The 25,474-nt window shown below is 70.7% G+C and carries 22 protein-coding genes and 2 pseudogenes; 12 read left to right on the top strand and 12 right to left on the bottom strand.

From position 1 onward, the window contains the following. Positions 1 to 17 precede the first annotated feature (17 nt). Positions 18 to 839, bottom strand: coding sequence for a pyrimidine reductase family protein (locus ABCR94_RS18830; protein ID WP_347120539.1), 822 nt, complete (start codon positions 837 to 839; stop codon positions 18 to 20). 36 nt (positions 840 to 875) lie between these two features. Between ABCR94_RS18830 and zapE the strand changes: the two genes are divergently transcribed. The 4 genes and pseudogenes from zapE (at position 876) to ABCR94_RS18810 (ending at position 5,072) form a co-directional block, all read left to right on the top strand. Then, on the top strand, positions 876 to 1,967 hold the full coding sequence (gene zapE / locus ABCR94_RS18825) for a cell division protein ZapE (protein ID WP_347120538.1): 1,092 nt from the start codon (positions 876 to 878) through the stop codon (positions 1,965 to 1,967). A 44-nt stretch (positions 1,968 to 2,011) separates the two neighbouring features. Continuing rightward, entirely contained in the window at positions 2,012 to 2,437 is a 426-nt protein-coding gene (locus tag ABCR94_RS18820; protein WP_347120536.1) for an OsmC family protein, read from the top strand. Positions 2,438 to 2,577: 140 nt separating this feature from the next. Continuing rightward, positions 2,578 to 4,035, top strand: coding sequence for an alkaline phosphatase PhoX (locus ABCR94_RS18815; RefSeq protein ID WP_347120534.1), 1,458 nt, complete (start codon positions 2,578 to 2,580; stop codon positions 4,033 to 4,035). 213 nt (positions 4,036 to 4,248) lie between these two features. Further along, positions 4,249 to 5,072: pseudogene (locus ABCR94_RS18810) on the top strand (PPK2 family polyphosphate kinase). A gap of 62 nt (positions 5,073 to 5,134) precedes the next feature. On the opposite strand, the gene ABCR94_RS18805 reads toward ABCR94_RS18810, so the two are convergent. Then, entirely contained in the window at positions 5,135 to 5,545 is a 411-nt protein-coding gene (locus ABCR94_RS18805) for a type II toxin-antitoxin system VapC family toxin (RefSeq protein WP_189897941.1), read from the bottom strand. Then, the gene (locus tag ABCR94_RS18800; RefSeq protein ID WP_334476569.1) at positions 5,542 to 5,817 is read right to left on the bottom strand and encodes a hypothetical protein; all 276 of its coding nucleotides are present in this window, start codon (positions 5,815 to 5,817) and stop codon (positions 5,542 to 5,544) included. Before ABCR94_RS18800 ends, ABCR94_RS18805 begins: the two co-directional genes overlap by 4 nt. Before the next feature lie 434 nt (positions 5,818 to 6,251). On the opposite strand from ABCR94_RS18800, the gene ABCR94_RS18795 reads away from it, so the two are divergent. Together ABCR94_RS18795 and ABCR94_RS18790 are read left to right on the top strand one after the other, a co-directional pair. Next, on the top strand, positions 6,252 to 6,809 hold the full coding sequence (locus tag ABCR94_RS18795) for a replication initiator (RefSeq protein WP_521977269.1): 558 nt from the start codon (positions 6,252 to 6,254) through the stop codon (positions 6,807 to 6,809). Positions 6,810 to 6,998: 189 nt separating this feature from the next. Continuing rightward, positions 6,999 to 7,838, top strand: coding sequence for a polysaccharide deacetylase family protein (locus tag ABCR94_RS18790; protein WP_347120532.1), 840 nt, complete (start codon positions 6,999 to 7,001; stop codon positions 7,836 to 7,838). A 23-nt stretch (positions 7,839 to 7,861) separates the two neighbouring features. On the opposite strand, the gene ABCR94_RS18785 is transcribed toward ABCR94_RS18790, so the two are convergent. Together ABCR94_RS18785 and ABCR94_RS18780 are read right to left on the bottom strand one after the other, a co-directional pair. Next, a complete protein-coding gene (locus tag ABCR94_RS18785) occupies positions 7,862 to 8,389 on the bottom strand; it encodes a GNAT family N-acetyltransferase (protein ID WP_347120531.1) in 528 nt (175 codons plus the stop codon). A gap of 268 nt (positions 8,390 to 8,657) precedes the next feature. Further along, the gene (locus ABCR94_RS18780; protein ID WP_347120529.1) at positions 8,658 to 9,329 is read right to left on the bottom strand and encodes an AIM24 family protein; all 672 of its coding nucleotides are present in this window, start codon (positions 9,327 to 9,329) and stop codon (positions 8,658 to 8,660) included. Positions 9,330 to 9,416: 87 nt separating this feature from the next. Here ABCR94_RS18780 and ABCR94_RS18775 point away from each other — a divergent pair, with 87 nt between their 5' ends. Beyond that, the gene (locus tag ABCR94_RS18775) at positions 9,417 to 10,211 is read left to right on the top strand and encodes a peptidyl-tRNA hydrolase (protein WP_347120528.1); all 795 of its coding nucleotides are present in this window, start codon (positions 9,417 to 9,419) and stop codon (positions 10,209 to 10,211) included. Between the two features lie 341 nt (positions 10,212 to 10,552). Here ABCR94_RS18775 and ABCR94_RS18770 read toward each other — a convergent pair whose 3' ends face one another. Continuing rightward, positions 10,553 to 11,998, bottom strand: coding sequence for a nitronate monooxygenase (locus ABCR94_RS18770; RefSeq protein WP_347120526.1), 1,446 nt, complete (start codon positions 11,996 to 11,998; stop codon positions 10,553 to 10,555). Between the two features lie 618 nt (positions 11,999 to 12,616). Continuing rightward, positions 12,617 to 13,120: a hypothetical protein gene (locus tag ABCR94_RS39140; RefSeq protein WP_521977266.1), complete on the bottom strand. Its 504-nt coding sequence runs from the start codon at positions 13,118 to 13,120 to the stop codon at positions 12,617 to 12,619. Between the two features lie 390 nt (positions 13,121 to 13,510). On the opposite strand from ABCR94_RS39140, the gene ABCR94_RS18760 reads away from it, so the two are divergent. The 4 genes and pseudogenes from ABCR94_RS18760 to ABCR94_RS18745 all read left to right on the top strand — a co-directional run. Next, on the top strand, positions 13,511 to 13,975 hold the full coding sequence (locus ABCR94_RS18760) for a radical SAM protein (protein ID WP_347120524.1): 465 nt from the start codon (positions 13,511 to 13,513) through the stop codon (positions 13,973 to 13,975). A 664-nt stretch (positions 13,976 to 14,639) separates the two neighbouring features. After that, positions 14,640 to 17,240, top strand: a complete 2,601-nt coding sequence (locus ABCR94_RS18755) for a multicopper oxidase domain-containing protein (RefSeq protein WP_347120523.1) — start codon at positions 14,640 to 14,642, stop codon at positions 17,238 to 17,240. Further along, positions 17,241 to 17,687 carry a hypothetical protein gene (locus ABCR94_RS18750; protein WP_347120521.1) on the top strand — a complete coding sequence of 149 codons (447 nt, stop codon included), beginning with the start codon at positions 17,241 to 17,243 and terminating at the stop codon, positions 17,685 to 17,687. 15 nt (positions 17,688 to 17,702) lie between these two features. Next, a pseudogene (locus ABCR94_RS18745) lies at positions 17,703 to 17,936 on the top strand (nitroreductase family protein); the annotation flags it as partial. A gap of 225 nt (positions 17,937 to 18,161) precedes the next feature. On the opposite strand, the gene ABCR94_RS18740 reads toward ABCR94_RS18745, so the two are convergent. From ABCR94_RS18740 to ABCR94_RS18725, 4 genes are all read right to left on the bottom strand, one after another. Then, the gene (locus tag ABCR94_RS18740) at positions 18,162 to 19,697 is read right to left on the bottom strand and encodes an ISL3 family transposase (RefSeq protein ID WP_347119465.1); all 1,536 of its coding nucleotides are present in this window, start codon (positions 19,695 to 19,697) and stop codon (positions 18,162 to 18,164) included. Between the two features lie 239 nt (positions 19,698 to 19,936). Further along, the gene (hemG, locus tag ABCR94_RS18735; protein ID WP_347120520.1) at positions 19,937 to 21,451 is read right to left on the bottom strand and encodes a protoporphyrinogen oxidase; all 1,515 of its coding nucleotides are present in this window, start codon (positions 21,449 to 21,451) and stop codon (positions 19,937 to 19,939) included. Between the two features lie 144 nt (positions 21,452 to 21,595). Next, positions 21,596 to 22,078, bottom strand: coding sequence for a hemerythrin domain-containing protein (locus ABCR94_RS18730; RefSeq protein WP_347120519.1), 483 nt, complete (start codon positions 22,076 to 22,078; stop codon positions 21,596 to 21,598). 27 nt (positions 22,079 to 22,105) lie between these two features. Continuing rightward, the gene (locus ABCR94_RS18725; protein ID WP_521977262.1) at positions 22,106 to 23,377 is read right to left on the bottom strand and encodes a nitrate/nitrite transporter; all 1,272 of its coding nucleotides are present in this window, start codon (positions 23,375 to 23,377) and stop codon (positions 22,106 to 22,108) included. A 777-nt stretch (positions 23,378 to 24,154) separates the two neighbouring features. Here ABCR94_RS18725 and ABCR94_RS18720 point away from each other — a divergent pair. Further along, a complete protein-coding gene (locus ABCR94_RS18720; protein ID WP_521977323.1) occupies positions 24,155 to 24,424 on the top strand; it encodes a pyridoxamine 5'-phosphate oxidase family protein in 270 nt (89 codons plus the stop codon). 406 nt (positions 24,425 to 24,830) lie between these two features. Here the strand turns inward: ABCR94_RS18720 and ABCR94_RS18715 are convergent, their stop codons facing one another. Beyond that, positions 24,831 to 25,463, bottom strand: coding sequence for a vitamin K epoxide reductase family protein (locus ABCR94_RS18715; RefSeq protein ID WP_347120517.1), 633 nt, complete (start codon positions 25,461 to 25,463; stop codon positions 24,831 to 24,833). Positions 25,464 to 25,474: the final 11 nt, after the last annotated feature.

Raw genomic sequence — 25,474 nt, 5'->3', positions numbered from 1 at the left:
AATTCCGCTGCCGGTTGTCAATTCCGACGGTACTGGGTGAAAAGGAACCCGGCCTCCTCCAGTAGCGACGCCAGCGTGAACCACTCCGGAACCGCCACCCCCGGCCCGTCCGCGATCCGCTGCGCGCGGCCCGCGACGAGGGTGGGCGAGACGGTCAGGCACAGCTCGTCGAGTACGCCGCCGGTGATGAACTGCGCGAGCAGCCTCGGCCCGCCCTCGGTCAGCAACCGGGTGAGCCCACGCTCCGCCAGCGCCGCCACCGCCAGCGAAGGCTCCACCGCAGCCTCGTCCCCGGCGACGACGATCTCGACCCCGGCCTCACGGGCCGCGCGGACCCTGTCCGGGGGCGCGGTGGCTCCGGTGAGCAGCAGGGTCGGGACGAGCGGGGAGGTGAAGAGCGGCAGGGAGAAGTCCAGGTCGAGGCTCGCGCTGACCACGGCGACGGCGGGCGCGGGGCCCTGTCCGGCCGCCGCCCTGCGGGCCGCGAAGGCCGCACGCGCGCGTGCGGGTCGGTAGCCCTCCAGCCGTACCGTTTCCGCACCGACGATCACCACATCGGCGAGGCCCCGCAGGGTGCCGAAGATCCGCATGTCCGTGCTGGAGGAGATCGGCTGCGAGCGGCCCTCGTGGTGGGCCGCGCCGTCGAGCGAGGAGACCATGTTGGCCCGCAGCCAGGCCCCCCGTGCGCCGACCGCCTTCGGATACGCGTAGGCGTCGGCCAGTTCGTCGAGGCTCCACTCGCGGTCAGCGGCGGAAACCGGGGCAGGAGCCGAGGCAGGAGCCGTGACAGGGACCGGGGCGGAGACTGTCTCATCGGTCACAGGGAACAGGCGTCGCATGTCGTGCAGTGTGCCACGGCCCTAGAGTGGACTGTTGTGTCATCCTCCATCGCCGCTCAGGGGCAGAGCCCCATAGCCGAAGCGGCCCCCCAGTCCCTGTGCGCACGCGCGCCGCACGTCCACGCCGACCGGCTGGTCGCCGAGATGGTGCCGCCGCCGCGCTTCGACTCGGTGCGCTTCTCGACGTACGTGCCCGACCCGAATCAGCCCAGCCAGACCGAGGCCGTCCAGGTGCTCGGCGCCTTCGCGGCGGGTCTCGGCGGGGCGTCCGCGGTCGGTGGGGGCAAGCGGCGCTGGTTCGCGAAGAACCCCGCCACCCCGGCCGGGCCGCGCGGCGTCTACCTGGACGGCGGCTACGGGGTCGGCAAGACGCACCTCCTGGCCTCCCTCTGGCACGCCACGCCCGCGGCCCGCGAGCAGAAGGCCTTCGGCACTTTCGTCGAGCTGACGAACCTGGTCGGCGCGCTCGGCTTCCAGCAGACCGTGCAGACGCTCAGCGGTCACCGACTGCTGTGCATCGACGAGTTCGAGCTCGATGACCCGGGCGACACGGTCCTGGTGTCCTCGCTGCTGCGCAGGCTGGTCGAGGCGGGCGTCGCCCTCGCCGCCACCTCCAACACGCTGCCGGGCAAGCTCGGCGAGGGCCGGTTCGCCTCCGTCGACTTCCTGCGGGAGATCCAGGGCCTGTCGGCCCACTTCCGCCCCCTGCGGATCGACGGCGAGGACTACCGGCACCGGGGGCTGCCTGCGGCCCCCGCGCCGTACTCCGAGGAGCAGGTCACCAAGGCGGCGTACGCCACCGAGGGAGCCAGCCTCGACGACTTCCCGCATCTGCTCGACCATCTCGCCAAGATCCACCCGAGCCGGTACGGGGCGCTCACGGACGGCGTGCGGGCCGTCTGCCTCACCGATGTGCGGCCGGTAGCCGACCAGTCGACGGCGCTGCGCCTGGTCGTACTCGCCGACCGGCTGTACGACCGGGAGGTCCCGGTGCTGGCGTCCGGGCTGCCCTTCGACCGGCTGTTCAGTGACGAGATGCTGAACGGCGGGTACCGGAAGAAGTACTTCCGGGCGATCTCCCGGCTGACCGCTCTGGCCCGCGACGCGAAGGGCCTGGTCACCCAGTAGGTTTGGGGCAGTTCCGCTCCAACTTACCGCGAGAAGGGTTCCACATGGCCACCACGCGTCAGGCACACACCGTCTGGGAGGGCGACCTGCTGAAGGGCACGGGCACCGTGACCTTCGATTCGTCCGGCATCGGCGACTACCCGGTCTCCTGGCCGGCGCGCGCCGAGAAGGCGAACGGCAAGACCAGCCCCGAGGAGCTGATCGCCGCCGCCCACTCCAGCTGCTTCTCCATGGCGCTGTCCGGCGGGCTCGCCAAGGCCGGCACCCCGCCGACCAGGCTCAACACGCAGGCCGATGTGACCTTCCAGCCCGGCGAAGGCATCACCGGCATCCACATCACCGTGCAGGGCGAGATCCCCGGCATGGACGAGGCGGACTTCGTGAAGGCCGCCGAGGACGCCAAGGCGAACTGCCCGGTGAGCCAGGCGCTCACGGGTACGACGATCACGCTGACCGCGTCGCTCGCCTGACGCCCGGCATCGGCTGACGCACGGCACCACGCACCACGGCGCGCCGAAGAAGGCATTGTGGCCCGCATGGTTCACGTACCACTCATTGCGTGGTACACACGTGCGGGTCACATTCCTGTCCGCCAACAGGGAGTTACCTCATGCCCACATCGTCCGCATCCGCAGCATCATCCACACCGTCCGGAGCATCCGGACCGCCCACCACACCCGCCTCAACCACCCCGTCGGTCCCGTCCGCCTCACGGCGACAGGTCCTGGCCCGCACCGGCGCCCTGGGCGTCGGTATCGCGTTCGCCGGGTCCGTATCGGAGATCTTCGCGGGCACCGCAGCAGCGCAGGGGCTCGGCCGCAGTGGTTACGGACCGCTCGTGCCCGACCCCGCCGGACTGCTCGATCTACCCAAGGGCTTCCGCTACAAGGTCCTCTCCCGGGAGGGCGAACCGCTCCGTTCGGGCGAGGGCAGAGTGCCCAGCAACCACGACGGCATGGCCGCGTTCAGAGGCCATCGGGGCCGCGTCAATCTCGTCCGCAACCATGAGAACCGGCCCAACGCCGCGATCGGCGTCCCGACGGTCGAAGGCCTGACGTACGACCCGGGGGCCAAGGGCGGCTGTACGGCTATCGCCCTGGACGGCCGCAACAACGTCCTCGGTGAACGCGTCGCCATCGCCGGCACCGCCGTCAACTGCGCGGGCGGGCCGACCCCTTGGGGCACCTGGCTCACCTGCGAGGAGAACGAGGACAAGGCCGGCACCAACGGCTACACCAAGGACCACGGTTTCATCTTCGAGGTCGACCCCGTGGACCCGCACCGCACCGGCGCCGTCCCGCTCACCGCGATGGGCCGCTTCCAGCACGAGGCCATCGCGGTCGACCCCAGGAGCGGGGTCGTCTACGAGACCGAGGACGCGTTCCTGAAGCCCTTCGGCCTCTTCTACCGCTTCCTGCCGAAGAAGCCGCAGGGGGGCAGGGGCTCACTGCGCGCGGGCGGCGAACTGCAGGCGATGCGCGTTCCCGGCGTACCCGACCTGTCCGCGATCCAGGAGACCGGCGCGACGTTCGCCGGGGTCGAGTGGGTGGACGTACCCGACCCGCTGGCGAAGGAGACGCCGATCCGGCTGCAGGACTTCGGCAAGAAGGGCATCACGCACGCCCAGAAGCTGGAGGGCTGCTACTGGGGCGACAAGGCCGTCTACTTCGTCTCCAGCTTCGCGAAGAGCGCGGAGGGCTCGGCGGCCACCCACTTCGGCCAGGTGTGGAAGTACGAGCCGCACCAGCGGCGCCTGACACTGGTCGTGGTCTTCGGCCCGAGCACGGACATCCAGCTGCCCGGTGAGTCCCCCGACAACATCTGCCTGGCGCCCCGCGGCGGCCTGATGGTGTGCGAGGACGGCAGCGGCACGCAGCATGTGTACGGGCTGACGAAGCGCGGCGAGGTGTACGCCATGGCGCGCGGCCGGCAGAACATCGGCACGCCGGAGGTTCCGGAGTGGGGTGAGTTCGCCGGGGTCACCTTCTCGCCGGACTGCGAGACGATGTACGTGAACTGCTACACGCCCGGGACCACGTTCGCCGTGACGGGCCCCTGGAACCACTGAGCGAACCCGTTCCGCCGTCCGTCCGCACTCGCGGATTGTGCGGTCCCGTCGCAGGATCGAGGGGACCGCACAAGGCCGGCAGAGGACCGCGGAGGTCCGTAGAGGGGCGCAGTGGCCAAGAAGAAGCCCAAGCAGCGAGACCGGCCGGTACCGCCGAAGAAGGCACCGGAGCGGACACGGCAGAGCCCGTCGCCGACCGCGCTCACCGACCTCCTGCACATCCCCGGGGGCGAACACGTGGACCTCTCCGCGTACGACGCCAAGGCCACCCCCGGCGGCCCGCCCGACAAGGCCGCGGGCCTGGCCGCGACCACCCTGATGGGCGAACGCCTCGCGAGTCTCCAGGAGCGCCTGTACGCGGCCAGCACCGCGGGCGACGGCCGGCGCGCCTGCTGCTCGTACTCCAGGGCATGGACACCAGCGGCAAGGGCGGCACGGTCAAGCACGTCATCGGCCTCTTCAACCCGTCCGGCTGCCGGATCAAGGCCTTCAAGGCACCGACGGCGGAGGAGCGGAACCACCCCTCCCTCTGGCGGATCACGCAGGGGCTGCCGCAGCCGGGCGAGATCGGCATCTTCGACCGCTCGCACTACGAGGACGTCCTGATCGCCCGGGTCCGCGAACTGGCGACCCGCAGCCAACTCGGCCGCCGCTACGGCCAGATCAACCGCTTCGAGAAGTCCCTCGCCGACGACGGCGTGACCGTGGTCAAGGTCTTCCTGCACATCAGTTACGAACAGCAGCGCAGGCGGCTGCTCGAACGTCTCGACAACCCGCAGAAGCACTGGAAGTTCAACCCGGGCGACATCGAGGAGCGCGCCCTGTGGCCGGCCTACCAGGAGGCCTACGAACTGGCCCTGGAACGCTGCTCGACCCCGGCCGCCCCCTGGGTTCTGGTCCCGTCCGACCGCAAGTGGTACCGCAACTGGGCGATCAGCAAGCTGCTGCTCGAACACCTGGAAGCGCTGGATCCGCAGTACCCGAAGGCGGACTTCGACGTCCCGGAGAGCCGCGCGCGGCTGCTGGAGATGGCCTGACACCTGGGGCATACCCACCGCTCCGTCAGCGCTGCCGTCAGAGGTACAGACCACTGGTCGGGCTATGGCAGGAGTGTCAGCGCGGGGACGTGGGCGGGCTTGACGACGCTGAAGTGCCGCCGGTCGAGGGTGGCTACCCGGTCCACGCCGAAGCGCTCGGCCACCGCGATGACCGAGGCGTCGACCCCGCCGAGCGGGAAGTCGGCGTACTGGAGGACCAGCTCACCCATGCGCGTCAGGTCGGTGGGAGTGAGGTGCACCAGCTCGAATGTTCCCCGTGCGACCTCGGCGAGGAACGCCGCTTCGACCTGGGGCCAGCGCTCCAGCAGCCAGCAGACCTCGGTCATGACCGGGCTGGGCAGCAGACGGCGGCCGGTCAGCGAGGTCAGTAGGGAGGCGCACTCCGGGTGACGCCGGTCGGCCGCGTTGAACGCCGCAGCCAGGGGTCCGGTGTCCAGGACCGTGGCGATCACGCCGAGTCGCCGAAGCGCTCGCGCATCCGCTCGCGGATGTAGTCGTCGTGCCGTTCAGCCAGATCCTCTGGGCCGTTCACGCTGCCGATCAGGGCCAGCAGCCCGGCCGGGACCGACTCCTCGGCCTCGTTCGCGTCGACTGCCGGCAGCGACTGGGCAACCTGGGACAATTCCTCATCCTGGGTGACGAGCAGGCGCAGGCGTCGCACCTGGGTCGGGGTGAGCCGGTCCACCAGGTGATGCATGTCCTCGTAGTCGTATGCAGCGGTCACGTCAGCAGTGTAGGACGGTCCCGCGGCTTCGGACAGCTGGATCGGCAGAGGTTCACCCCCGCTGGCTTGCGGGCAGCCGCCCGACGATTGCCAGGAACTTGGTCGTTGTCCCCGCGTGTGTCCTGTCTGGTACTTCCCCCGACGGCCCGTTCGCCGGGGAGGGCGGTCCTCGGGCGTCGGGGCGGTGCTGGTGCCCCCGCCAGTGCGGCAGCGCGGAGGCGCCGGGTGGGGAGGGGTCCGCCGACAGCGGGCCGCCGGAAGCATCGCTCCCGGCTGGAGGCGGGGCCGGCCACCGCCCTCGGTGAGTCTGCGCGGCGCACGTTGAGGGTCGGCCCCCTGGTCGGCCCTTGCCTGCGATCCGGCCGTAGGACGGTCGCAGGCGACAACTTGCTCTGCCAGGAGCCCAATTCAGGTCAGCCCGGCGATCTGCCCGGTTGCCGCCCTCGCAGCCCTGGATCACGCCCCGGCTACAGGGGCACCTCGCCACCCAACCCCAGCACGCCCACCTCCGCCTGCGCCAATGGGCCCACATGCTCGGCTTCCGCGGCCACTTCTCCACCCGCACCCGCCACTACTCCACCACCCTCGCCCACCTCCGAGCCGAACGCACCGCCTGGCGAACCAGCCGACCCGACACCCAGACCCCCGCCCCGGCGTCGGCGTCGGCGGAGACGCAGGCCGGTCAGACAGGCGGCAGTCCGATCGGTGACCAGGCCCAGCAATCCACTGACCCGGCCGCCGGTCACCGTCCCGGTCACCGCAACAGCGCCGGTCAACGCGTGGACTCGGACACGACGCTGGTCATCTCCCACTGGCAGTACGCCGGAACCGGCCTCCTACCCGAACTCGAACACCTCGGGCGGGAGGCGTCGGCTAGCGAATGGATTATGTCGGCTTGGAAGCCGTCGCCAAGAGGGGAGACGGGGCGCAGGGTATCGTCGTATCACTCTCGGCACAGTGGTCGCCGGCAACAGCCAGAAGGCCTTGAATGACCAACTCGCGTGATAGCGCGGTTCGGCAGGCCGCCACGTTCACGGAGCGTGCCGCCAAAGACGGACTGACAGTTCGCTGTATCGATCCGAGACTGATCCGTGCGCCGAGTTACCGCCGGAGCGCCGTAGACGGAGATTGTCCGACTAATCGGTTAGTTTCCGTCAGTGATCATTTCTGCGCGAAGACTGGTGACTGCGGCTGCCCTGGGCGCGCTGCTCGCGGGCTGTGGCAGCAGCAGCAACAACACCGACAGCTCCGGGGCCGCTCCCGTCCCCGCCCCTTCCTTCCCCCGCGAGGCCCGTCCCGGGCTGCCCGCGCCGCCGACCCTCGCGCCCGGTCCCCGTGGGCTCACCCCCGTCTTCAAGCGCGGCCGCGCCACCGGGGCGAAGGCGGCGAAGACCGTGGCTCTCACCTTCGACGCCGACATGACCGCCGGTCAGGGACCGCGTGCGGCGGGCGGTGAGCGGTTCGACAATCCCGCCCTGATCTCCTCGCTGCGCAGGCTCAAGGTTCCTTCGACGGTCTTCATGACGGGCCGGTGGGCCGAGGAGTATCCGCGGCAGGCCCGCTCCATCGGCCGGGACCCGCTCTTCGAGATCGCCAACCACTCGTACAGCCACTACGCCTTCGCGTCCCCCTGCTACGGACTCCCGACGGTCTCCAGGCAGCGGATGCGCGCCGACGTGGAGCGCGCCTTCGCCGCCTTCCGCAAGGCCGGCGCGCGGCACATCGTGCCGTACTTCCGGTTCCCCGGCGGCTGTTACGACGACCGCGCGCTGCGCGCACTGGGCCCGGCGAAGGTGACGGCGGTCCAGTGGGACGTCGTCAGCGGCGACGCGTTCGCGCGGGACGCGGACGCCGTCGCCGAGCAGGTGCTGGCCGGTGTGCGGCCAGGATCGCTGGTGGTCATGCACTGCACGCGCAGCGCAGCGCCGGTCACGGACGCGGCCGTCAGGCGCATCGTGCCGGAGCTGCGCGAGCGCGGCTATCGCTTCGTCAAGGTCTCCGACCTCATGAAACGCACGTGACCCCATGAAACGCGTGTGACCCCTCAGGGGCGGGCGGGGCGCTCGTACAGCGTCTCCATACCGTCCTCCTCGTCCCACAGCTCTCCGACCTCCTGGAAGCCGAAGCCGGCGATGGTGGCCTCCGAGGCCACGTTCCCGGGGCTGATCGAGGCCCGCACGGTGGTGGCGCCGGGGTCGGCCGCCGCCCTGCGCAGCAGTTCCACGAGCATGGCGCGGGCGTGTCCCCGGCGGCGGAACTCCGGCAGCACGGCGTAGCCGACCTCGACCATGCCCACCTCGTCGGGCGGGCCGTGGAACCCGGCGTGCCCGACGACGGCGCCGGCCGGCTCGCAGGCGAGGGTCCGCAGGATCCACGGTGCGCCGTCGGGGTGGTCGGACAGCTGGCCGAGCCGGTAACGCCACAGCCACATCGCGCTGTCGTTCAGGAAGTAGTCGGTCAGCTCGACCCCGGCCAGCGCACTGGCTTTCACCAGGTCCTTGCCCAGGAGAGCGGTCATGGCCGCGGCGGGCAGCTCGACGAAGCGAAGGGGGGTTGCGGGGTGATTTGTCATCGTGCGGATCATCGTCGGGCACCGGAGGGGTGTCCACCGGATTTCACCCGGAGCAGGCCGTGCGCTGCGCCTCCTGCCACTCGCAGACCGGGCAGTACACCACGCCCTTGACCGACTCGGCGCCGCGCTCCGGCCGAGGCCGCGGATGCGGATGCGGATGCGGATGCGGATGCGGATGCGGTGACCGAGGCAGCCGGCGGCCGAGGTCGACCCCGCGCAGTACCCACGGACCGCCGAGGCCGTACCGGCGGCCCACCCCTACGAGGCCTCAGGCGGCCGGCTTCGCGGTGAGCTCGCTGGGCCGGATGATCACGAAGCCATCGCCCTGGAGCATCAGCTGGACCGCCTCGCCGGAACCGCCGCGCACCATCGACCCGACGGACTGCGAGCGGTGCAGGCTCGTGTTGAGCTGGGCGCTCCAGCCGACCACCGCGTCGGTGTCGACGTACACGGGCTGCTGCTGGGTCACGGGGATCACGATGGGGTTGCCCTCACAGATCACGGCGAGCTTGCCGTATCCGGTGAAGAGGCTGTTGAAGAGCCCGCCGCCGGTCATGCCGGCGCCCTTCACCGTCTTGATCTCGTACGAGAGGGTCGCGTCGAAACACAGCACGTTGCGGCCGTTGACGGTGAGCGCGTCGCCCTGGTCGATGTCGACGATGAAACAGTTCTGCGCCTCGTGCGCGAACCACGCCTCGCCCTGTCCGGTGACCGCCATGAGGGCCAGGCCCTCACCGGTGACGGCACGCTTGAGCATGCCGCCGATGCCCTGTCCCTTGCGCTCGAACTGGAGATTGCCGCGGAAGGCGATCATCGAGCCCTGCCGCGCGTGCATCTCGCCGTTGACGGCGTACTTGACCGACTTGGCGTTCTGGAGGGTCATCCCGGGGACGGTGGCCTGCTGCGCCATGTTCTCTGTGGCAAAAAGATCGCTCTTCATGGGGAGCATCCTCACCCGGACTGCCTCCCTCCGCCAAGACGCAAGGGGAATCCGGCTGCAGGGGATCCGGCTGGCAGACTGGGGCGAGTGAGCACCGACGACACCCCCGACAGTCCCTTCCGGCACGAGCCGACGGCACGCGACGAGGCACCGCAGTACGTGCTGCCCCTCGTCGTCCACATCGAGAAGACCGAGCCCCCGGCCCGTACGGACGCCCTGGAGGCCGCGGCGCGCGCGGTGCTGGTGATGCTCTCGGACGAGCGCTCGCTGGGTGAGGGCGAGTGGGCCGAGGCCGTACGGGACTGGCAGGACGCCCGGATCCGCAAGGTGGTGCGGCGGGCACGCGGCGCGGAGTGGCGCAAGGCGTCCGCGCTGCCCGGCATCACCGTCACCGGAGGCGGAGGCGGAGGCGGAACGGGAACGGCGGACGCGGCCGAGGTGGCGACGAACGCCGCGAACGCCGTCGAGGTGCGGGTCTTCCCGCCCGTGCCGCTGGACGGCTGGCCCAAGGAGCTGGCGAAGCTCCAGGTGTCGGGGACGGACCTGGACGACCCAGAGCCGCCGCCCGCCGCCGACCCGGCAGCCCCGGTGCTGTGGCTGAACCCTGACCTGGGCATGTCGGCGGGCAAGGCGATGGCGCAGGCCGGGCACGGGGCGCAACTGGCCTGGTGGGAACTGTCAGAGATGGAGCGCGCGGCCTGGCGGGACGCCGGGTTCCCGTTGTCCGTACGTACCCCTCCGGCCGACAGGTGGCGGGAGCTCACCGCGAGCGGGCTGCCGGTCGTCCGGGACGCGGGGTTCACGGAGATCGCCCCCGGGGAAACTCTTGCAGTCGAAGGCGGAAGTCGCTACTGCCCCCTCCCACGTAGACGACGGCCGTAGGCATGCACCCCGCTCACGCATTCCATCGGCGGGGCTTGGGATCACGAGGCATCATCGGGAGTTCATGTACTTCACCCGCCCGGTCTTCCCCTTGCCGGTAACTCCCGGATGGAACGGAAGTCCTTGGGCTTTCCCCTGAGCTTCGCACCACGCCGTTACCGGCATCGCACGTCAAGGGGGGACGGGTCATACGGACACGGACCCGTGACTGCACCTACAGCTTCATCAACTGCCTCTCCAATACCCCGCAATGGGCTCCTGGCCCCCGGGCCCCTGCCCCGAGCCGCCGGAGGATGGGAGGCAGGCTGAGCCAAACCTCCCGACGCCCCTCCCGCACCGCGTCAGCCAGGCACCAGGCCAGTCGACATCCACCGCACCACCGAAGCTGCCGAGTACAGCACTCCGTCCGGGGAGATCCGCGGCAGGAAGTCCAGGTCCTGGCCGATGGTGACGATGGGGAGTTCCACAGTGGAGCGGGGCCGTCGCTGCCCGAGCCCGATGGTGGCCAGCAGCCCGTTGCACAGGCATTGCTTGGCTTCTGTCTGTGCGAGGGATCCGCCCTTGCGGACGTACGCCTGGCTGGGTTCCGCCGGGCATCGGTAGCCGATGGCACCGCGCTCGGTCCGGTACGGAGTGCGAAGGTATCCAAGGTCACAGACCCGCCTGCGGGCGGCGCTCACGGCGGGGTCGGAGAGGGTGCCGGGCAGATCGGCGACCTTGAAGGGGAATGCCGTCGGGGAGGCCGCCGGGTCGTTGCGCACGGTCAGCTCAGAGCGAAGCCGGCGCTCGATCAGCTCCCGCCGCAGCTGCGGATCGAGACCCGACTCCTCACAGAGCGCGAAGATACTGCCGAGCTGGACTCCCGCTGCGCCTGCTGCCCGTGCCTGCGCAAGCAACTCGGGGCCGCACTGGCCACCGGCGATCCAGAACGGCAGGCCCAGGGCTGTCATCTTCGCGAAGTCGGGGTTGTCGCGGGGGCCGTAAACGGGATCGCCGCTCGTGTCGAGGCTCAGCGGCCCACGGGGTGGGGCGCTGTGGCCGCCGGCGCGGTGGCCTTCGACGACGAATCCGTCCGGCCGGATCTCCTCGGAGCGGTTGAGATACGAAGCCAGGGCCGGCAGCGAGACAATGGCCAGCACGTCGGGACGGCGCAGCTCGCCCACCTCGGACCCGCGCAGCACCGAGGCCGGATCGAAGTGCTGCTGCCAGGGCTGGTCATCCCCTTCCACGGATATCTGCGCGGTGACGTGTTGCCGCCGGGCCAGCCCGGTGGCCAGAGCGGGAATCTGCGCGGGAATGCCCGCGCCGACCAGGACGTAGTCCACGCCCGCCATGATTGCCCCGAACATGGCCGGAACGGTGGCGAGTTGGACCTTCTCCAGGTAGTTGACGCCGACAGGCCCACTATGGCCTTCTTTGGCGAGCCACACTTCGCAGAAGTTACTGACGACGGTCAGCAGCCGAGCGGGGCATGTTTCGTCGGCCCTCATCCGGGGCGTGGCGAGGAACCGCTCGTTGTCCCCGATGCCTCCCTCGACGAAATACCGCTGCCGGACGGCTTCGGCGAGTTCCGGAACGGGGAATGCGGCCAGTGCCCGCCGGACGTGCCCGCCGGGGTCCCCGCTCTGCAGCACCCGGATCACCAGGGTGTCCAGCGCGGTACCCGAGACGACACCCAGCTGCCCGGTGCGCGCGACGGCCCGGGCGAGCCGCCATCCGGACACCCCTACACCCATTCCGCCCTGGATCAGCCATGGCTGGCTGGTCACCGTCTGGGATGTGCTCATGGGGCCTCGCTTCAAATCGATGAAATCGGGATGCACACCTACGGCTCCGTAACCTACGGTGCCGTAACTATGCGCTGCGCGCCGTTAGCAAATCCCGGCCGCCGACTGGGCGGAAGGGCCGATTGGCCCTGTCGCCCGGGGCCGATCGGGCCGATATGCCCGATGCGATACTGACGCGCTGCTCGTGGCGCACGACGCCATGCGGCTGCGGTGCGGCCGCCGGAGCCGGAGAGCGGCTCCCCGAGCACGGTGCCGATCTCGCAGGTTCTGCGACCACTCCAGCGGTCCGGCCGCGCAGAGCCGCGCAGGTCGCGGCCCATGAGGCCGTCGAGCCGGACGTCCAACTCGCGGGTGCGGTGCGGTGCGGTGCGCGGCCCGGACGATCCTACGGTTGACCGCCAGGGCCGGCTTCGAGGCGAGCGGCAACCGAGTGCGACGGGGATCTCCACGGCTTCTCCTCCCCGTCACGGGTCGCTCCCTCCACCGGGGCGGGGATGACCCTGCCCAGCCAGACAGGTACGGCGTGTTCACCAACGAACTTATTTGGTGCACCCAACTTCCCGGCTCCGCCGGAGTGGTGGGCCGATGGTCCCTTCTTCGAGGGCCGGACGGCCCGTGCTAAAGCAGGCTGCTCCAGTACGGCCAGAAGCGGGTGAGCACCAGCAGCCCGATCGCCGCGTACCAGGCAGTGAGGAGAATCGCCCGGGTGTTAAGGACGACGGCCAGGACACGCCTGCCTCCCCGAGACAGCGGCATGATCCCCCGTTCCAGGCAGTGCAGGGTCACGTACCAGAACAGTGCGCCCTCGTCGAAGCGGGGCAGAGAGACCTCGACCAGGTCCTCGGCCCGCTCCAGAAGACTCAACTCCGGCTCGATGTCACCAAGTTCAAGGTTCCAGCATCCCTCACCCTCCTTGCCCCAGCGGAAGCCGAGCGAGCCGTTCGGGACGACGGGTTCGCCGGTGGCCCGGTCCAGCAGGCTCTCCCACTTCGGGTCGCCCTCGCCGAACACCGCGCGGCCGTCGGCGGACACCTCGCGGCGGGTCAGTAGTCTGCGGGCGGCGAGCGGCCAGCTGTGTTCGGCGCCCGGCCCCGAAGGCTGCGCGATGTTCTCGTTCTCCATTGCACGGAACGCTAAGCCCGGCCCTCACCCCGCACTCTGGGCCGAACGGCCCTGCCGAGGTGGCTGCGCGGCCACCTCTCACGGTCTGGCCAGGGCCTTTCGGCAGGCGATCGAGGGCCGGTCGGCGCAGGCGCCGGCCGCGGACGGCGTTGCACACTGTCGGTGACCGAACCGGAGGTACGACGTGTACGACCGCAAGGGGCGACCGCCCGGCCAGATCCCCCGTCGAGTGCCGTGGCAAGCCCGGCGTACATACCGGTTCGGTCACCGTCCGGCCGCCTGTCACGTCTGCCCTGACATCCAGGCGGCCGGAGCCGGACACCGGACTGCCGGCCCCTCGATACCCGGGTGCCGCTACCGAGGGCGGGACCAGTGACACGGGTGCGCGCGGTGCCCAGGCAGCACCAGGATGTCGCGGACAAGCCGTTCATCGTCATCTGGGAGTCGACCCGGGCCTGCCCGTTGGCCTGCCTGCACTGCCGCGCCGAGGCGGTACCCGACCGCGACCCGCATGAGCTCGACACCGCAGCCGCCAAGGACCTGATGGACCAGGTGGTCGCCTTCGGGCACCCCGCACCCCTCTTCGTCATCACCGGCGGCGACCCCTTCCAACGCCCCGACCTGCTGGAACTGATCGCCTACGGCGCCCTCTCGGGCATCCGGGTCGCCGTCTCCCCCTCCGGCACCCCCACCCTCACCCCGGAGTGGCTCCTCGCCGTGCACGAGGCGGGCGCGACAGGCCTCTCCCTCAGCCTGGACGGGTCCACCGCCGAACTCCACGACGGATTCCGCGGGGTTCCGGGGTCTACCGATGGACGCTCGACGCCTGGGACGCCGCCCGTGTGTTCGGCATGAAGGTGCAGATCAACACCGCGGTCACCCGCCACAATCTGCATGATCTGCCCGATATCGTCCGCCTGGTCCGCGACCACGGGGCCATGCTGTGGAGCGCCTTCTTCCTGGTGCCCGTCGGGCGCGGCCGGCAGCTCGGTGTCCTGACCCCGGCCGAGGCGGAGGACGTACTGAACTTCGTGTACGACGTCGGGCTGACCGTGCCCGCGAAGACGACCGAGGCGCACCACTTCCGCCGCGTCGCCCTCCAGCGGCAGGTGCTCGCCGACTTGGGTGAAGACCCAGTGGCAGCGCTTGCCCTCGGGCCGCTTGGCGGGCCCGCCGCCCCCCGCTGGACGTCAACGCGGGCCGCGGCTTCGTCTTCGTCTCCCACACCGGCACCGTCCACCCCAGCGGATTCCTGCCGCTGGGCGCGGGCAGTGTGCGCGAGCAGCCGCTGGCCGAGATCTACAGGTCCTCCGAGTTGTTCACCGGACTGCGGGATGCCGACCGCCTCGGCGGCAAGTGCGGCAGCTGCGAATTCCGCCGCGTCTGCGGCGGCTCCCGCTCCCGCGCCTACGGCTCACCGGCGACCCGTACGCCGAGGAACCGTGGTGCGGCTATCTGCCGACGCGGCGCCGGTACGAGAGCCACTGCAGCCACCACAGCCACGAGCGCAAGGAGCGACATGACCAGCGTCCGGGGCGGCCCCGAAGAGACCAGTGCCCCGCCACCCAACAGCCCGCCCAGCAGATTCAAGCGGTCCGGGCCGCGCGCCCGCCATCTGCGCGCCCACATCTTCGTCGTGGCATGGCTGGGCCTGGCCCTGTTCGCGGCCACCGCCCAGCAGACGCCGCCGGTGGCCCGCTGGCTGGCGATCCATCTGTTCCTGCTCGGTGCCGTCACCACCGCCATTGTGGTCTGGAGCGAGCACTTCGCCGTGGCGATGCTGCACGCCCGGCTCCCCGATGAGCGGTGGAGCGACGCCCGGCTCGCGGGCGTCAATCTCGCCGTGGCGGGGATCCTCGCCGGCGTATGGGTAGAGGTCCCGGTACTGACGGGCGCCAGCTGCCTGCTGCTGGTCACTGCGGTCACCGCGCACCTGGTGGTGCTGGTCCGCATGGGCCGGGGCGCCCTGGGCGGGCGGCTGCAGCCGATCGCCGCGTACTACCGGGCGGCCGCGGCGGCATTGATCGCCGGGGCGGTGCTGGGCTGGCTGCTGGCCTCCGGAACGGCCGGCCCGGGTCGGCACACCGGACTGCGACTGGCCCACATCCACGTCACCCTGCTCGGCTGGATCGGGCTGCCCGTGCTGGGCACCCTGTTCATGCTCTGGCCCACCGTGCTGGGCGTACGGATGCAGGAACGCACCACCCGGGTGGCCCGGCCTGTGCTGTGGCTGACCGGCGGCGGGCTGCTGGTGGCGGTCGCGGGACTGTCGGCCGGGTGGCGATGGCCCGCCTCGGCCGGAGTCGCCGTCTACGCCACCGGTGTGGCCGTCGCCGTGCAGCTGCTCGCCCGTACCGTACGCAAGCGGCCGCCGGTTTCGGCGGCGGCGGCCTGGATGCTCGCGGCGGCCACCGGCTGGCTGCTGGCGGGCGTGACCGTGGACCTGGCGCTCATGACGACCCGGGCGCCCTCGGAGATGGCGGCCGACATCGAGTCGCTCGTCCCGGTGTTCCTCATCGGTTTCGTCGCCCAGGTCCTGGTCGGTGCCCTCACCTATCTGCTGCCGATCGTGCTGAGCAGCGGCCCCAAGGACCGGGCAGCGGTACGGGCCGTCCTGGAGCGGGCCTGGCTGCCCCGCCTGCTGGCCCTCAACCTCGCGGTGACGCTGCTGGCGCTTCCGCTGCCCGGCGTCTTCGGCACGGCGGGCATGGTGCTGGCCGCGGCGGCCGGGGCCGCGTTCCTCGTCCTCGTCGTGTCCGTGCTCGGCCGCCGCCACGAACCGGCCGCGGCTTCCCGGCGGCCCCTGCTGCTCGGCACCGCCGCCGGGGCCGTCCTCACCGTGCTGGCCGTACTGGTGGCGAACGGAGGCCAGGGAACGACGGAGGACCGGGCCGCCGCCACGGCTTCCGGCTCCACCGCCAGTACTCGTACCGTCGAGGTCTCCCTGCGGAACATGCGCGTCAGCCCGGACCGGATCGAGGTCACCGACGGCACCTCCCTGCGGCTGAAGGTCACCAACCAGGACGCCCAGCGCCACGACCTCAAGGTTGACGGCGGCCCCGCCACCCCATTGCTCGCAGGCGGGCAGAGCCGCACCCTCGACCTGGGGCACATCACTGCCGACCGCCAGGCCTGGTGCACCGTGCCGGGCCACCGGGCGGCCGGGATGACCCTCGACATCGTGGTGAATGCCCAAGACGCCGGCGGTCACGGCGGGCACTCCACGGGTACCACCACGACGGCCGGCGACGGGTTGGACCTCGGCGAGGACTTCTCCAGCGGCTGGAAGCCGCGCTCCGCCGCGCTGCCACCCGCCACTGACGCGAAGGTGCACCGGATCGAACTGCACGCCGGCCACACCGAGGCCGAGGTGGCGCCCGGAGCGAAGCAGCAGATGTGGACCTTCGGCCGTACCGCACCCGGCCCCACCCTGCGCGGCAAGATCGGGGACATCTTCGAAGTGACTCTCGTCAACGACGACCAGGACATGGGCCACGGCATCGACTTCCACGCCGGCGCCCTCGCCCCGGACGGCCCCATGCGCACCCTCGACCGGGGCGAGCGGCTCGTCTACCGGTTCCGTGCCGAGAGGGCCGGAGCGTGGCTGTACCACTGCAGCACCGCGCCGATGCTTCAGCACATGGGCAACGGCATGTACGGAGCCGTGATCATCGACCCGCCCGGGCTTCCCGAGGTCGACCACGAGTACGCCCTGGTCTCCTCCGAGCTCTACCGCGGTATGCCCGGCAGCGAGGACCAAGTCGCCAAGATGCGCGAGGGGACCCCGGACGCCTGGGCGTTCAACGGCGCGGCGGCCCAGTACGCCAAGGCTCCACTGAAGGTACGGGCCGGGGAGCGGGCGCGCTTCTGGGTGATCGCCGCCGGACCCGGTGACGGGATCGCCTTCCACATCGTCGGCACCGTCTTCGACACCGTATACAAGGAGGGCGCATACCTCCTGAAGCCGGATCAGCCCGGTGGCGCCCAGGTGCTGGACCTGGCACCCGCCCAGGGCGGCTTCGTCGAGACGGTCTTCCCCGACGCCGGCCACTACTCCTTCGTCGATCACGACATGCGCCACGCAGAAGCCGGGGCGCACGGCATCGTCGAGGTGAGCTGAGTGGACGCCGTCGGACTGTGGACCCTGGTGCGGTTCGCGCACGTCACCGGTGCCGTGCTGTGGGTCGGTGGCCAACTGGCCCTGTCCCTGGTGGTTCTGCCACTGGCCCGGCGCATGCTCGCCAAGGAGGCGCGGGCTGATTTCGCGGCCGCTGCGGGCCGCCGCTTCGGGATCCTCACCGGCGCGCTGTTCCTGCCGGTCCAGCTGGGCACCGGCTGGACCCTGGCCTGGCACAAAGGCGTCACCTGGGCCTCGCTCGCAGAGCCGGGCTACGGGCGCACTATGGCCGCCAAACTCGGCCTGTTCGCCGCGGTGATGCTGGCCGCGGCCGCCCACGGCTGGGCCCACTCCAAAGGACGCCCCGAACTGGCACGCGCACTGGCCGTAGCCTCACTGGTCGGGTCGCTGGGTGTCGTTCTGCTGGCCACCGCCCTGCCCGCCACCTGAAACAAGGGGGATGTGATGCGTACACCAGAAACACCGGAAATCGACGCCACGGCCCTGGAGACGCTGCTGAGCGCGGCGATGGCGGCACCTTCCATCCACAACACCCAGCCCTGGCGCTTCGGCCTGGACCGGGTCCGTGCGGTGGCCCGGCGGTCACTGCCATTGGCCGATCCGGCGCGGCGAGCACAGTCTCTGTCGGTCGGCGCGGCCGTGTTCAACCTGCGCGTGGCCGCCGCGCACCTGGGCTGGCAGCGTCGCGCGTTCACGCAGTTCGTCGGGGTACTTACGGGGAGCAGCCATGATCGGCATCCTTCCGGGTCTTCGATGTCTCCATCAAACCCGGGGCGATTCACTCAACGCCTTCGACATCGCCTTCGACGGTCGGCTCACCTCCGGACGCCGATAGCAATCAACCAAGCGAGTTCCACCGTTCGCTAGGCTCTGTCTCACTTTCGGTGGTAACGGTGGGTGAGGTCAGCCCAGCAGGATGCGGTGGCGGAGGAGTTGGAAGCCCGCTCGCCCGTACATTTGCCGCTTGATCAGCTTGGTCTTGTTGTTCACGCCCTCGGTGCCTCCGTTATGAAACGGGAGCGTGAGAGCGGCGACGACCGCGTCGTGGTCTCGTTCGAGGCCGCGGACGAAGGCATGCAGGTGAGGCAGGTCGGCTGCGCGGGCATCGGTGGCCCAGCGGCTGAGGGCGGCGGTGTTGCCCGGCTTGGGCACCAGGATCGAGGCGAAGGTGCGGACATGGTCAGCGAGCCGGGTCATCTCCGGGCAGGCCGCGGTGAGCCGGTCCAGGAGGTTCTGCTGCTCGGCCTTGAGGCCTTCGGGCCTGCTCAGAAGCATCCGGGCGAGGCGGCGGGGCGAGATGTGGCTTCGCTCGGCGTCCGCGCGGCCTTGGTGGATGTACTTGTGCAGGAGGTTGAGGCAGCCGGTGAATCCGAGGGCTTTGATCTCTTCGAAGAGGTGCTGGACGGGGACGGCAGGGTCTTCGGCCCGGCGTTTGCGCAGGTGTTCGCGGTAGGGATCGACAAGACTGGTGCGGTACTTGGGGACACGGAGCATGCGTTCGGGCCGGTCTGCCCGGGCGTAACGCTTGACGGTATTGAGGGCCAGTTCCAGACGCCGGGCGCATTCGAGCAGACCTACACCCTTGTCGAGAAGGGCGTGGACCTGGTGCCAGCGTTCGAGGGTGGTCTGTGCGCGGGGCCCGTCGGACAGGGGTGCGTCCAGCACGGTGGCCCAGCAGCTGCTGTGTGCTTTGACCTCACTGAGGGTGACTTCGCACAGGTTGTGCCACAGGTGCCAGCGGTCGGAGACTTGAATGGCATCGGGCAGAGCGCGGCGGATAGCTTCGGCATAGGTGGCCGAGCCGTCGCGGCACACGATCTCGGCGCCCGGATGGGTCCGCAGCCAAGCCTCCAGGGTGTCGGCCGTACGGTCGGGCAGCACGTCGATCCGCTCGTGAGTTTCGGCGTCGATGATCACGGTCGCGTAGCGGTGACGCCGGCGCAGGGCGAAGTCATCGACACCGATCACACGGGGCACCCGCGATCTGGGCAGCGGAATGCGCAGGAGGGTGCGCAGAGCGGTGTGACGCGACAGGCGCATAGCCAGCGCCGTCAGCAGACGCGCACCCGCCCGGCCCGCTAACTCCTTCACCACAGACCTGACTTGCCTGGTCAGACGGGCAGTGCGGCGCTGGTATCGCTCCAGCACCCCGGGCACCTGCTCGCGGAAGGTGTGGCGGCAGCCGCGCGTGGGACACACCAGGCGCCGCACCCGCACACGCACCACCACTCGCCGCCCGTCCACCGACACATCGGCCACCGTCCGCAGGTGATAGCCGTGCACGCGGCCGGACGCCGCCCCGCAGCCCGGGCACGGCACCGAGTCGCGCGGTGTCTGCGCCCGCACCACAATCCGCTCACCTTCATCGACCACGTCCTCGATGACCAGCGGGGCCAGACCCGAAAACACCATGGCTACAAGCTCGTTGACGTCACGCATGCCATGCCAACGACCCGCCAGCACACTGAGTCACCACCGAAAGTGAGCCAGATCCGTTCGCTACACAGACCCACGCCTGGGCGCGTTCCTGCCCACGGGAGACCGGCGGGCGCCGAGGTGTGGTTGGCCATGCCGGTGTTGCCGTGGCCGGCCGTGTACGGGCGTCTGCCCTCACACGGCCGGCGCACGTACCCGAGGTGCACCGTGCCGCCTGCCGGTCACGGAGCAGGAAAGCACCGTCAGCGACGCGGGGCGCGGTCCCGGAGCGATGCCGCGATCTCCTCGGACGCCCGCTGGGCGCCCTCGATGCAACTGGTGATACCCACTCCGTCGTACGCGGCCCCGCAGACCGCCAACGTGCCGGACTTGCGGACCTGTTCGTGAACGGCCGCCATACGGCCGGCATGCCCGAGCGTGTACTGCGGCAGCCCGGTGGTCCAGCGGGTGACGGCGCTGTCGGACGGGACAGCGGTCAGACCGGCCGCTTCCGCGAGCTCCGTGCGGGAAGCGGCCACCAGCTCCCCGTCGTCGAGGTCCATGGCGGTGCTCTCCCCGTGCCGGCCCACCGAGGTGCGTACGACGACCTTGCCGGGGGCGTACTGCTCCAGCCACCTCCACTTGTTACTGAGGAACGTGGACGCCTTGATGACGTGGCCGTCCACCTGCGGGACCAGGAAGCCGCTGCCCGGTAGCTTTTCCGACAGGTCCGCCCGGTCGAACACCAGGGTGACCAGGGCCATGTCCGCGTATTCGACGTCCCGCAGCCCGGCGGCGGCGACGCCCGCCTCGTGGGCCAGCAGCCGGGCGGCGGCGGGTGCCGGCACGGCGAGCACCACGGCATCGGCCTCGATCTCCCACTCCCCCCCGTTGCTCTCGACGGTGAGCCGCCACCCGCTGTCCGTACGCCGCATGGCCCGGGCCGCGGCGCCCGTGCGTATGTCCACGCCCGCGGAGCGGCAGGCCCGCGCGACCGCGAGGGGGAGCCGGCCGAGACCGCCCCGGATACTGCGGAACGGAGGAGGGGAGACGCCGGGCGTCCGCTCCCCGGCCGCCGGCGCACCGGGCGCGGGCGGCTGCATCCGGCGGATGCCTTCGAGGAGGGAGCGTTCCTCACGGGCGACGGCCAACAGAGCGGGCATGGTGGCACGCAGGGAGAGAAGGTCGGCGTGTCCGGCGTAGACGCCGCCGAGCAGGGGCTCGACCAGCCGGTCGACAACCTCACGACCCATCCGGGCCGCCACGTACCGGCCGATCGTGATGTCCTCGCCCACGTCCGTACGGGGAAGTTGCCTATCCCGGCCGGCCCGGGCGAGACCGTCCGCCGACAGCACCCCACTGGCGGCCAGCGCGTCGAGATCTCCGGGGATGCCCATCATGTGGCCCCGGGGCATGGGCCGTAGCGTGCCGCGCGTCCACAGCGAGGCACGCATCGTGGCCGGCGGCTCCAGGTCGTGGCCCAGACCGACTTCCCGGGCCAGCTCGACAGCCGCCGGCTGCCGGACGAACACCGCCTCCGCTCCCAGGTCCACCGGGACGCCGCCCACCTCCCCGCACAGCAGTTTGCCGCCGAGCCGCTGCCCGGACTCCAGCAGCGTCACGCGGGCCCGCGGGCCGCCGGCGCCCGCCGCGCCGCTGAGATGGGCAGCCGCGGTGAGACCGGCGATGCCGCCCCCCACGACCACGACGTGAGGCGGCGTGTCGCCCGGACCCGGGCCGGCGGAGGGAGAACGGTATCGGACGGCGGGTGCGTTCATCTGGGAATCACTGCCTTTCTGACTGCGCTACGACCGCGCTTCTCCCCGTACCGGGGGTGCCGGTCGACGCCGTCCGGTGCCACCCGTCCCCCGGCACACCGGGGGACGGGCACGGACGGCGTTTCGATCACGGTGCTCAGGTGGTCACACCGCTCCGCGCACCCCCGGTACCGGGGTACCGGTGTACTGGGCGCGGACGGTGTCCAGCACGGTCCACTGCTCGGGGCTCAGGAACGTCAGGGCGGCGGGGAAGAGCCCGTCCTGTTCCTTGAGGATGTGCTCCCGCAGTGTCGCCAGGGCCTGTATCAGCGCCGAGGGCCAACCGGGATCGGCCGGCACCCCGTCGGCCGCCTGGACAAGGACGGACTCGATCCGCCGGTGTTCCGCTTCCAGCGTCGCGATGTGGTCGGGGAACTCCTCGGCCATGGCGGGGAAGAGGCCGTGCTCCTCGACTTCGGTGTGTGGGGCCAGGACGGTGGTGATCTGCCGGGCCAGTTCTGCCATCCGGGTGGTGTTCCCGTCGTGATGGGCGGTGTGCACAGCGCCGATCAGCTCGACTACGGCGTCGTGTTCACGGGTCAGTTCCTCGATGGCCGCGATCGCTTGGCAGCCGCAGTACTCACACATGGCGTGGTCCTCGTAGTAGGTGGGCTGTCATGCCGGGTTCGCGGTGCCCGGCAGCCCGCCCGGGCCGGGGCCGGCGGCGGCCCGTCGCACCCGGGTGAGGGTGAAGACGAGCGCGGCGGCGGCGACCACAACCAGCAGCAGCAGTCCCAGGGAGTAGGTCCCCGACGTGCTGAAGATGACTCCCATGGCCAGCGGCGGGACGAAGCCGCCCAGGCCGCCCGCGGCCCCCACCACACCGGTGACGGAACCGACCTTGTTCGCCGGCGCCATGAGGGCGACCAGTGCGAAGGTGGCGCCACTGCCCGCACCGAGAGCGGCTGCCATCGACAGGAAGGCGATCGTGCCCACCGGGGCGAGGGACGGAGTGACCGACTGCACGGCCGCGCCCACGACCACGACCGACAGAGCGCCGGCCAGGACCCGGGTGGGATCCCACCGGTCCGACAGCCAGCCGCCGATCGGACGCATGGCCACCGCCAGCAGGACGAAGCCGGCCATCCGGTTCGCCGCATCGGCCTGTCCCAGTCCGTAACCGGTCTTCAGATACGTCGGCAGGTAGACCGAGAAGGCGACGTAACCGCCGAACGCCACCGCGTACAGGGCGGACGCCTGCCACGTGACGGGCAGCCGTACGGTGTCCGCCAGCCGACGCGAGAGCGGTTCGCTGGGTACGGTGCGACCCGGGGCGTCACGCAGCAGTACCGCAGCCAGCACGGCGTACAGGGCGAGGCCCGCGGCGGTGATGAGGAAGGGGTTGGCCATGCCGTAGGCGTCGACCAGCTTGACGGTCGTGAGCGCGCTGATCGCGGTACCGCCCATGCCGGCTCCGAAGATGCCGATCGCGAGACCGCGCCGCTCCGGCGGGAACCAGCCGCTGACGAACGGCACTCCGACGGCGAAGGCCGTCCCACCGATACCGAGGAAGAAACCGCCCACGAGCAGGGCCGGCAGCGAGGAGTGCCCGGCCAGTCCCAGGTAGAGCACGGGGATGATCGTCGCGGCCGACACCAGGGGGAACATCACCCGGCCCCCGAACCGGTCGGTGAGGGCCCCCACCGGGATCCGCCCCAGGGAGCCGACCACGACCGGCACCGCCACCAGCAGCGACTGCTCGAACGAGCTGAGCTCCAGAGTCTCCCTGAAACGCGGACCCAGCGGGCTCAGCAGTGCCCACGCCCAGAAGTTGACCGCGAACCCCAGCGTGGCCAGCATCAGCATCATCCACGGACTGCCGGCCGGGGAGGTTCGGCCTCCTGCCGTCGATGGTGCCATGTCGGCGGTGTCCTCAAGCGGGCGCATCGTGTACCTCTCGGTCGAGTCGTTATGGGAGCGCCGCCCGGATGCGGGACCGTGGTGTCCCGGCACCGCCCCAGCGGCTCCCAACCACCAGATTCGTTGAACCTGTCCGCGATTGCATGGGGCCATTCGTCCCGCCGCCCCGGCCGACCGGCCGTCATCACAGGGCCGGTACACCGAAGGCCGCCCGGGGACGGACATCGACCGCGCCGGCCCTCAGCCGGCGGACCTCGTCCCCGGGTGGCGGCCGCGACATCGCGGCGTCGAAACAGCCCAACGGCAGCCATGCACAGCCTGGTTCAGCCGCCTTGAGGCCGCCCTCACCTCGCGCACCCGACACCCGGGACCAAGGTCCCGACACCCGGGACCTAGGTCCCGATACCCGGGGCCAAGGTCCCGACACCCGGGGCCGCCCGGTCCGGTTCCCGTCCCCGGAGCCGGGACCAGCGGCCCTGCGTGGTCCACGATGAAGGTGCCATGGTTTCTTTGCCGGCCGATCAGGGACGGTCAGCCCTAGGCTGCCGGGGTCCGGCCTGCCTCACTTGGGCTATGAGACGCACTCCCCCTGCCCGCCGTCAAAGGCGGGAGCGATGTACCGCCGTTCTCTGTCCGCGTCCGGAAGAAGCCCTGTCATGACCGCACACACCGATTCCGGCCGCCCGCCCTGGCGAGCGAGCTGACCCGGTTCGAGGCGCTCTCCCTTCTCAGGAGTGTGCCGATGGGCCGCGTGGTCTTCACCCACGACGCGCTCCCCGCCATCCGGCCGGTCAACCACGTCCTCTGGACGACCGGATCATCATCCAGACACACACCGGAGCCGCGCTGCTCAGCCCCGCACAGGACGGCGCGGTCGTCGCCTACGAAACGGACGCGCTCGATCCGGTCATGCGCACCGGCTCGAGCGTCGTCGTCACCGGAGTGGCGCGTCTGGTCAAGGACGCAGCCCAGCAAGAACGCTACGCGGCTTCTCTCCAGCACTGGGTCGCCGGGACGAAGGACCAGATGATCAGCATCAGCATCGACATGGTGACCGGCTACCGCATCGCCTGACGCGCAACTCCCCCGGCCCGGCCGGGCCCGCACGGCCTGCCCCGTTGCCCGCTCGGGCCCCGCCCGCGCGGACCGTTGTCTTCTCCTTGCCGGGGTGGGCGCGATCCGTGGCGCCACTTCGATGGCGCCACTTCGTGCCCGTCCGCACATCAATACCGACGAAAGCGTGAGCGGCAGGGTCCTCAACTCTCGGGGGGGTTCCCCAGGGATCCCGCCGGATGCTCCCCGCCGGGGCGCGTACGGATCCGTGAGCAGTGCCGCCGCGCTTCCCGCGATGGCCGCGAAAGTACGGGCACACGCAGAGTGCGGGAGACGCGTCGACGTCTCCCGCACTCTGCGTGTGCCCGTGCTGCACGGACCCTCTCGCGGCCACTGCGGCCCGGCCGTTGGCCGCACTGTGCCGACGTCAGATCAGCGTGGTCCAGTAGCTCCAGAAACGTACGAGGACGAAGAAGACGATCGTCCCGTACCAGGTGAGCAGGACGATCCAGTGAGAGACGCTCAGCGCCGACACAACGGCTCGCCCGCGGCCTGTCACCGGGATGACCCCGTGCTTGAGGCTGTGAAGCGTGACGTACCAGAACAGGGCGATCGTAACGACCCACACGACGGCGCAGTACGGGCACAGCCTGCCCAGTTCGTAGAGCGACTGCTGGATCAGCCAGTGGGCCATCACCACGCCTGCCAGCGTGGCGGCGTTCAGGGCGAGCCAGAGGGAACGGTGCAGGCGGCCGCCGGTCATCAGGACGGCGCCCAGCGCGGTGACGGCCGCGAACGCGCCCAGGCCCAGGAGCGTGTTCGGGAAGCCGAGGAGGTTTCCCTGCCAGCCGGAGATCACGCTGCCGCATCCCACCACCGGACTGATGTTGCACCCGGGCTCATAGCCGGGATTCTTCAGGACGTTCCAGTGCTCAACGGTGAGCTGGAAGGAGGCCAGCCAGCCGATGACGCCGAGACAGGCCAGGAGCACGCCGATGCGCCGGCCCCCTGTGGCGGTCGATCGGTGAAGGGGGCCGGTGTCGACCTGTGCGGCAGTCACAGTCGTGCTCC

This window comes from Streptomyces changchenzhani, assembly GCF_039766235.1.
GTDB lineage: Bacteria > Actinomycetota > Actinomycetes > Streptomycetales > Streptomycetaceae > Streptomyces.
The sequence above is the reverse complement of the archived record's forward strand: the minus strand, read 5'-3'. Positions and strand labels throughout refer to the sequence as shown.

What these genes read in the sequence shown, in the direction of transcription:
- ABCR94_RS18820 (WP_347120536.1), top strand. Translation starts at nt 2,012, where the DNA reads ATGGCCACCACGCGTCAGGCACACACCGTCTGGGAGGGCGACCTGCTG.
- ABCR94_RS39140 (WP_521977266.1), bottom strand. Translation starts at nt 13,120, where the DNA reads ATGGAGAACGAGAACATCGCGCAGCCTTCGGGGCCGGGCGCCGAACAC.
- ABCR94_RS18755 (WP_347120523.1), top strand. Translation starts at nt 14,640, where the DNA reads ATGACCAGCGTCCGGGGCGGCCCCGAAGAGACCAGTGCCCCGCCACCC.
- ABCR94_RS18815 (WP_347120534.1), top strand. Translation starts at nt 2,578, where the DNA reads ATGCCCACATCGTCCGCATCCGCAGCATCATCCACACCGTCCGGAGCA.
- hemG (WP_347120520.1), bottom strand. Translation starts at nt 21,451, where the DNA reads ATGAACGCACCCGCCGTCCGATACCGTTCTCCCTCCGCCGGCCCGGGT.
- ABCR94_RS18785 (WP_347120531.1), bottom strand. Translation starts at nt 8,389, where the DNA reads ATGACAAATCACCCCGCAACCCCCCTTCGCTTCGTCGAGCTGCCCGCC.
- ABCR94_RS18780 (WP_347120529.1), bottom strand. Translation starts at nt 9,329, where the DNA reads ATGAAGAGCGATCTTTTTGCCACAGAGAACATGGCGCAGCAGGCCACC.
- ABCR94_RS18830 (WP_347120539.1), bottom strand. Translation starts at nt 839, where the DNA reads ATGCGACGCCTGTTCCCTGTGACCGATGAGACAGTCTCCGCCCCGGTC.
- ABCR94_RS18725 (WP_521977262.1), bottom strand. Translation starts at nt 23,377, where the DNA reads ATGCGCCCGCTTGAGGACACCGCCGACATGGCACCATCGACGGCAGGA.
- ABCR94_RS18730 (WP_347120519.1), bottom strand. Translation starts at nt 22,078, where the DNA reads ATGTGTGAGTACTGCGGCTGCCAAGCGATCGCGGCCATCGAGGAACTG.
- ABCR94_RS18770 (WP_347120526.1), bottom strand. Translation starts at nt 11,998, where the DNA reads ATGAGCACATCCCAGACGGTGACCAGCCAGCCATGGCTGATCCAGGGC.
- ABCR94_RS18740 (WP_347119465.1), bottom strand. Translation starts at nt 19,697, where the DNA reads ATGCGTGACGTCAACGAGCTTGTAGCCATGGTGTTTTCGGGTCTGGCC.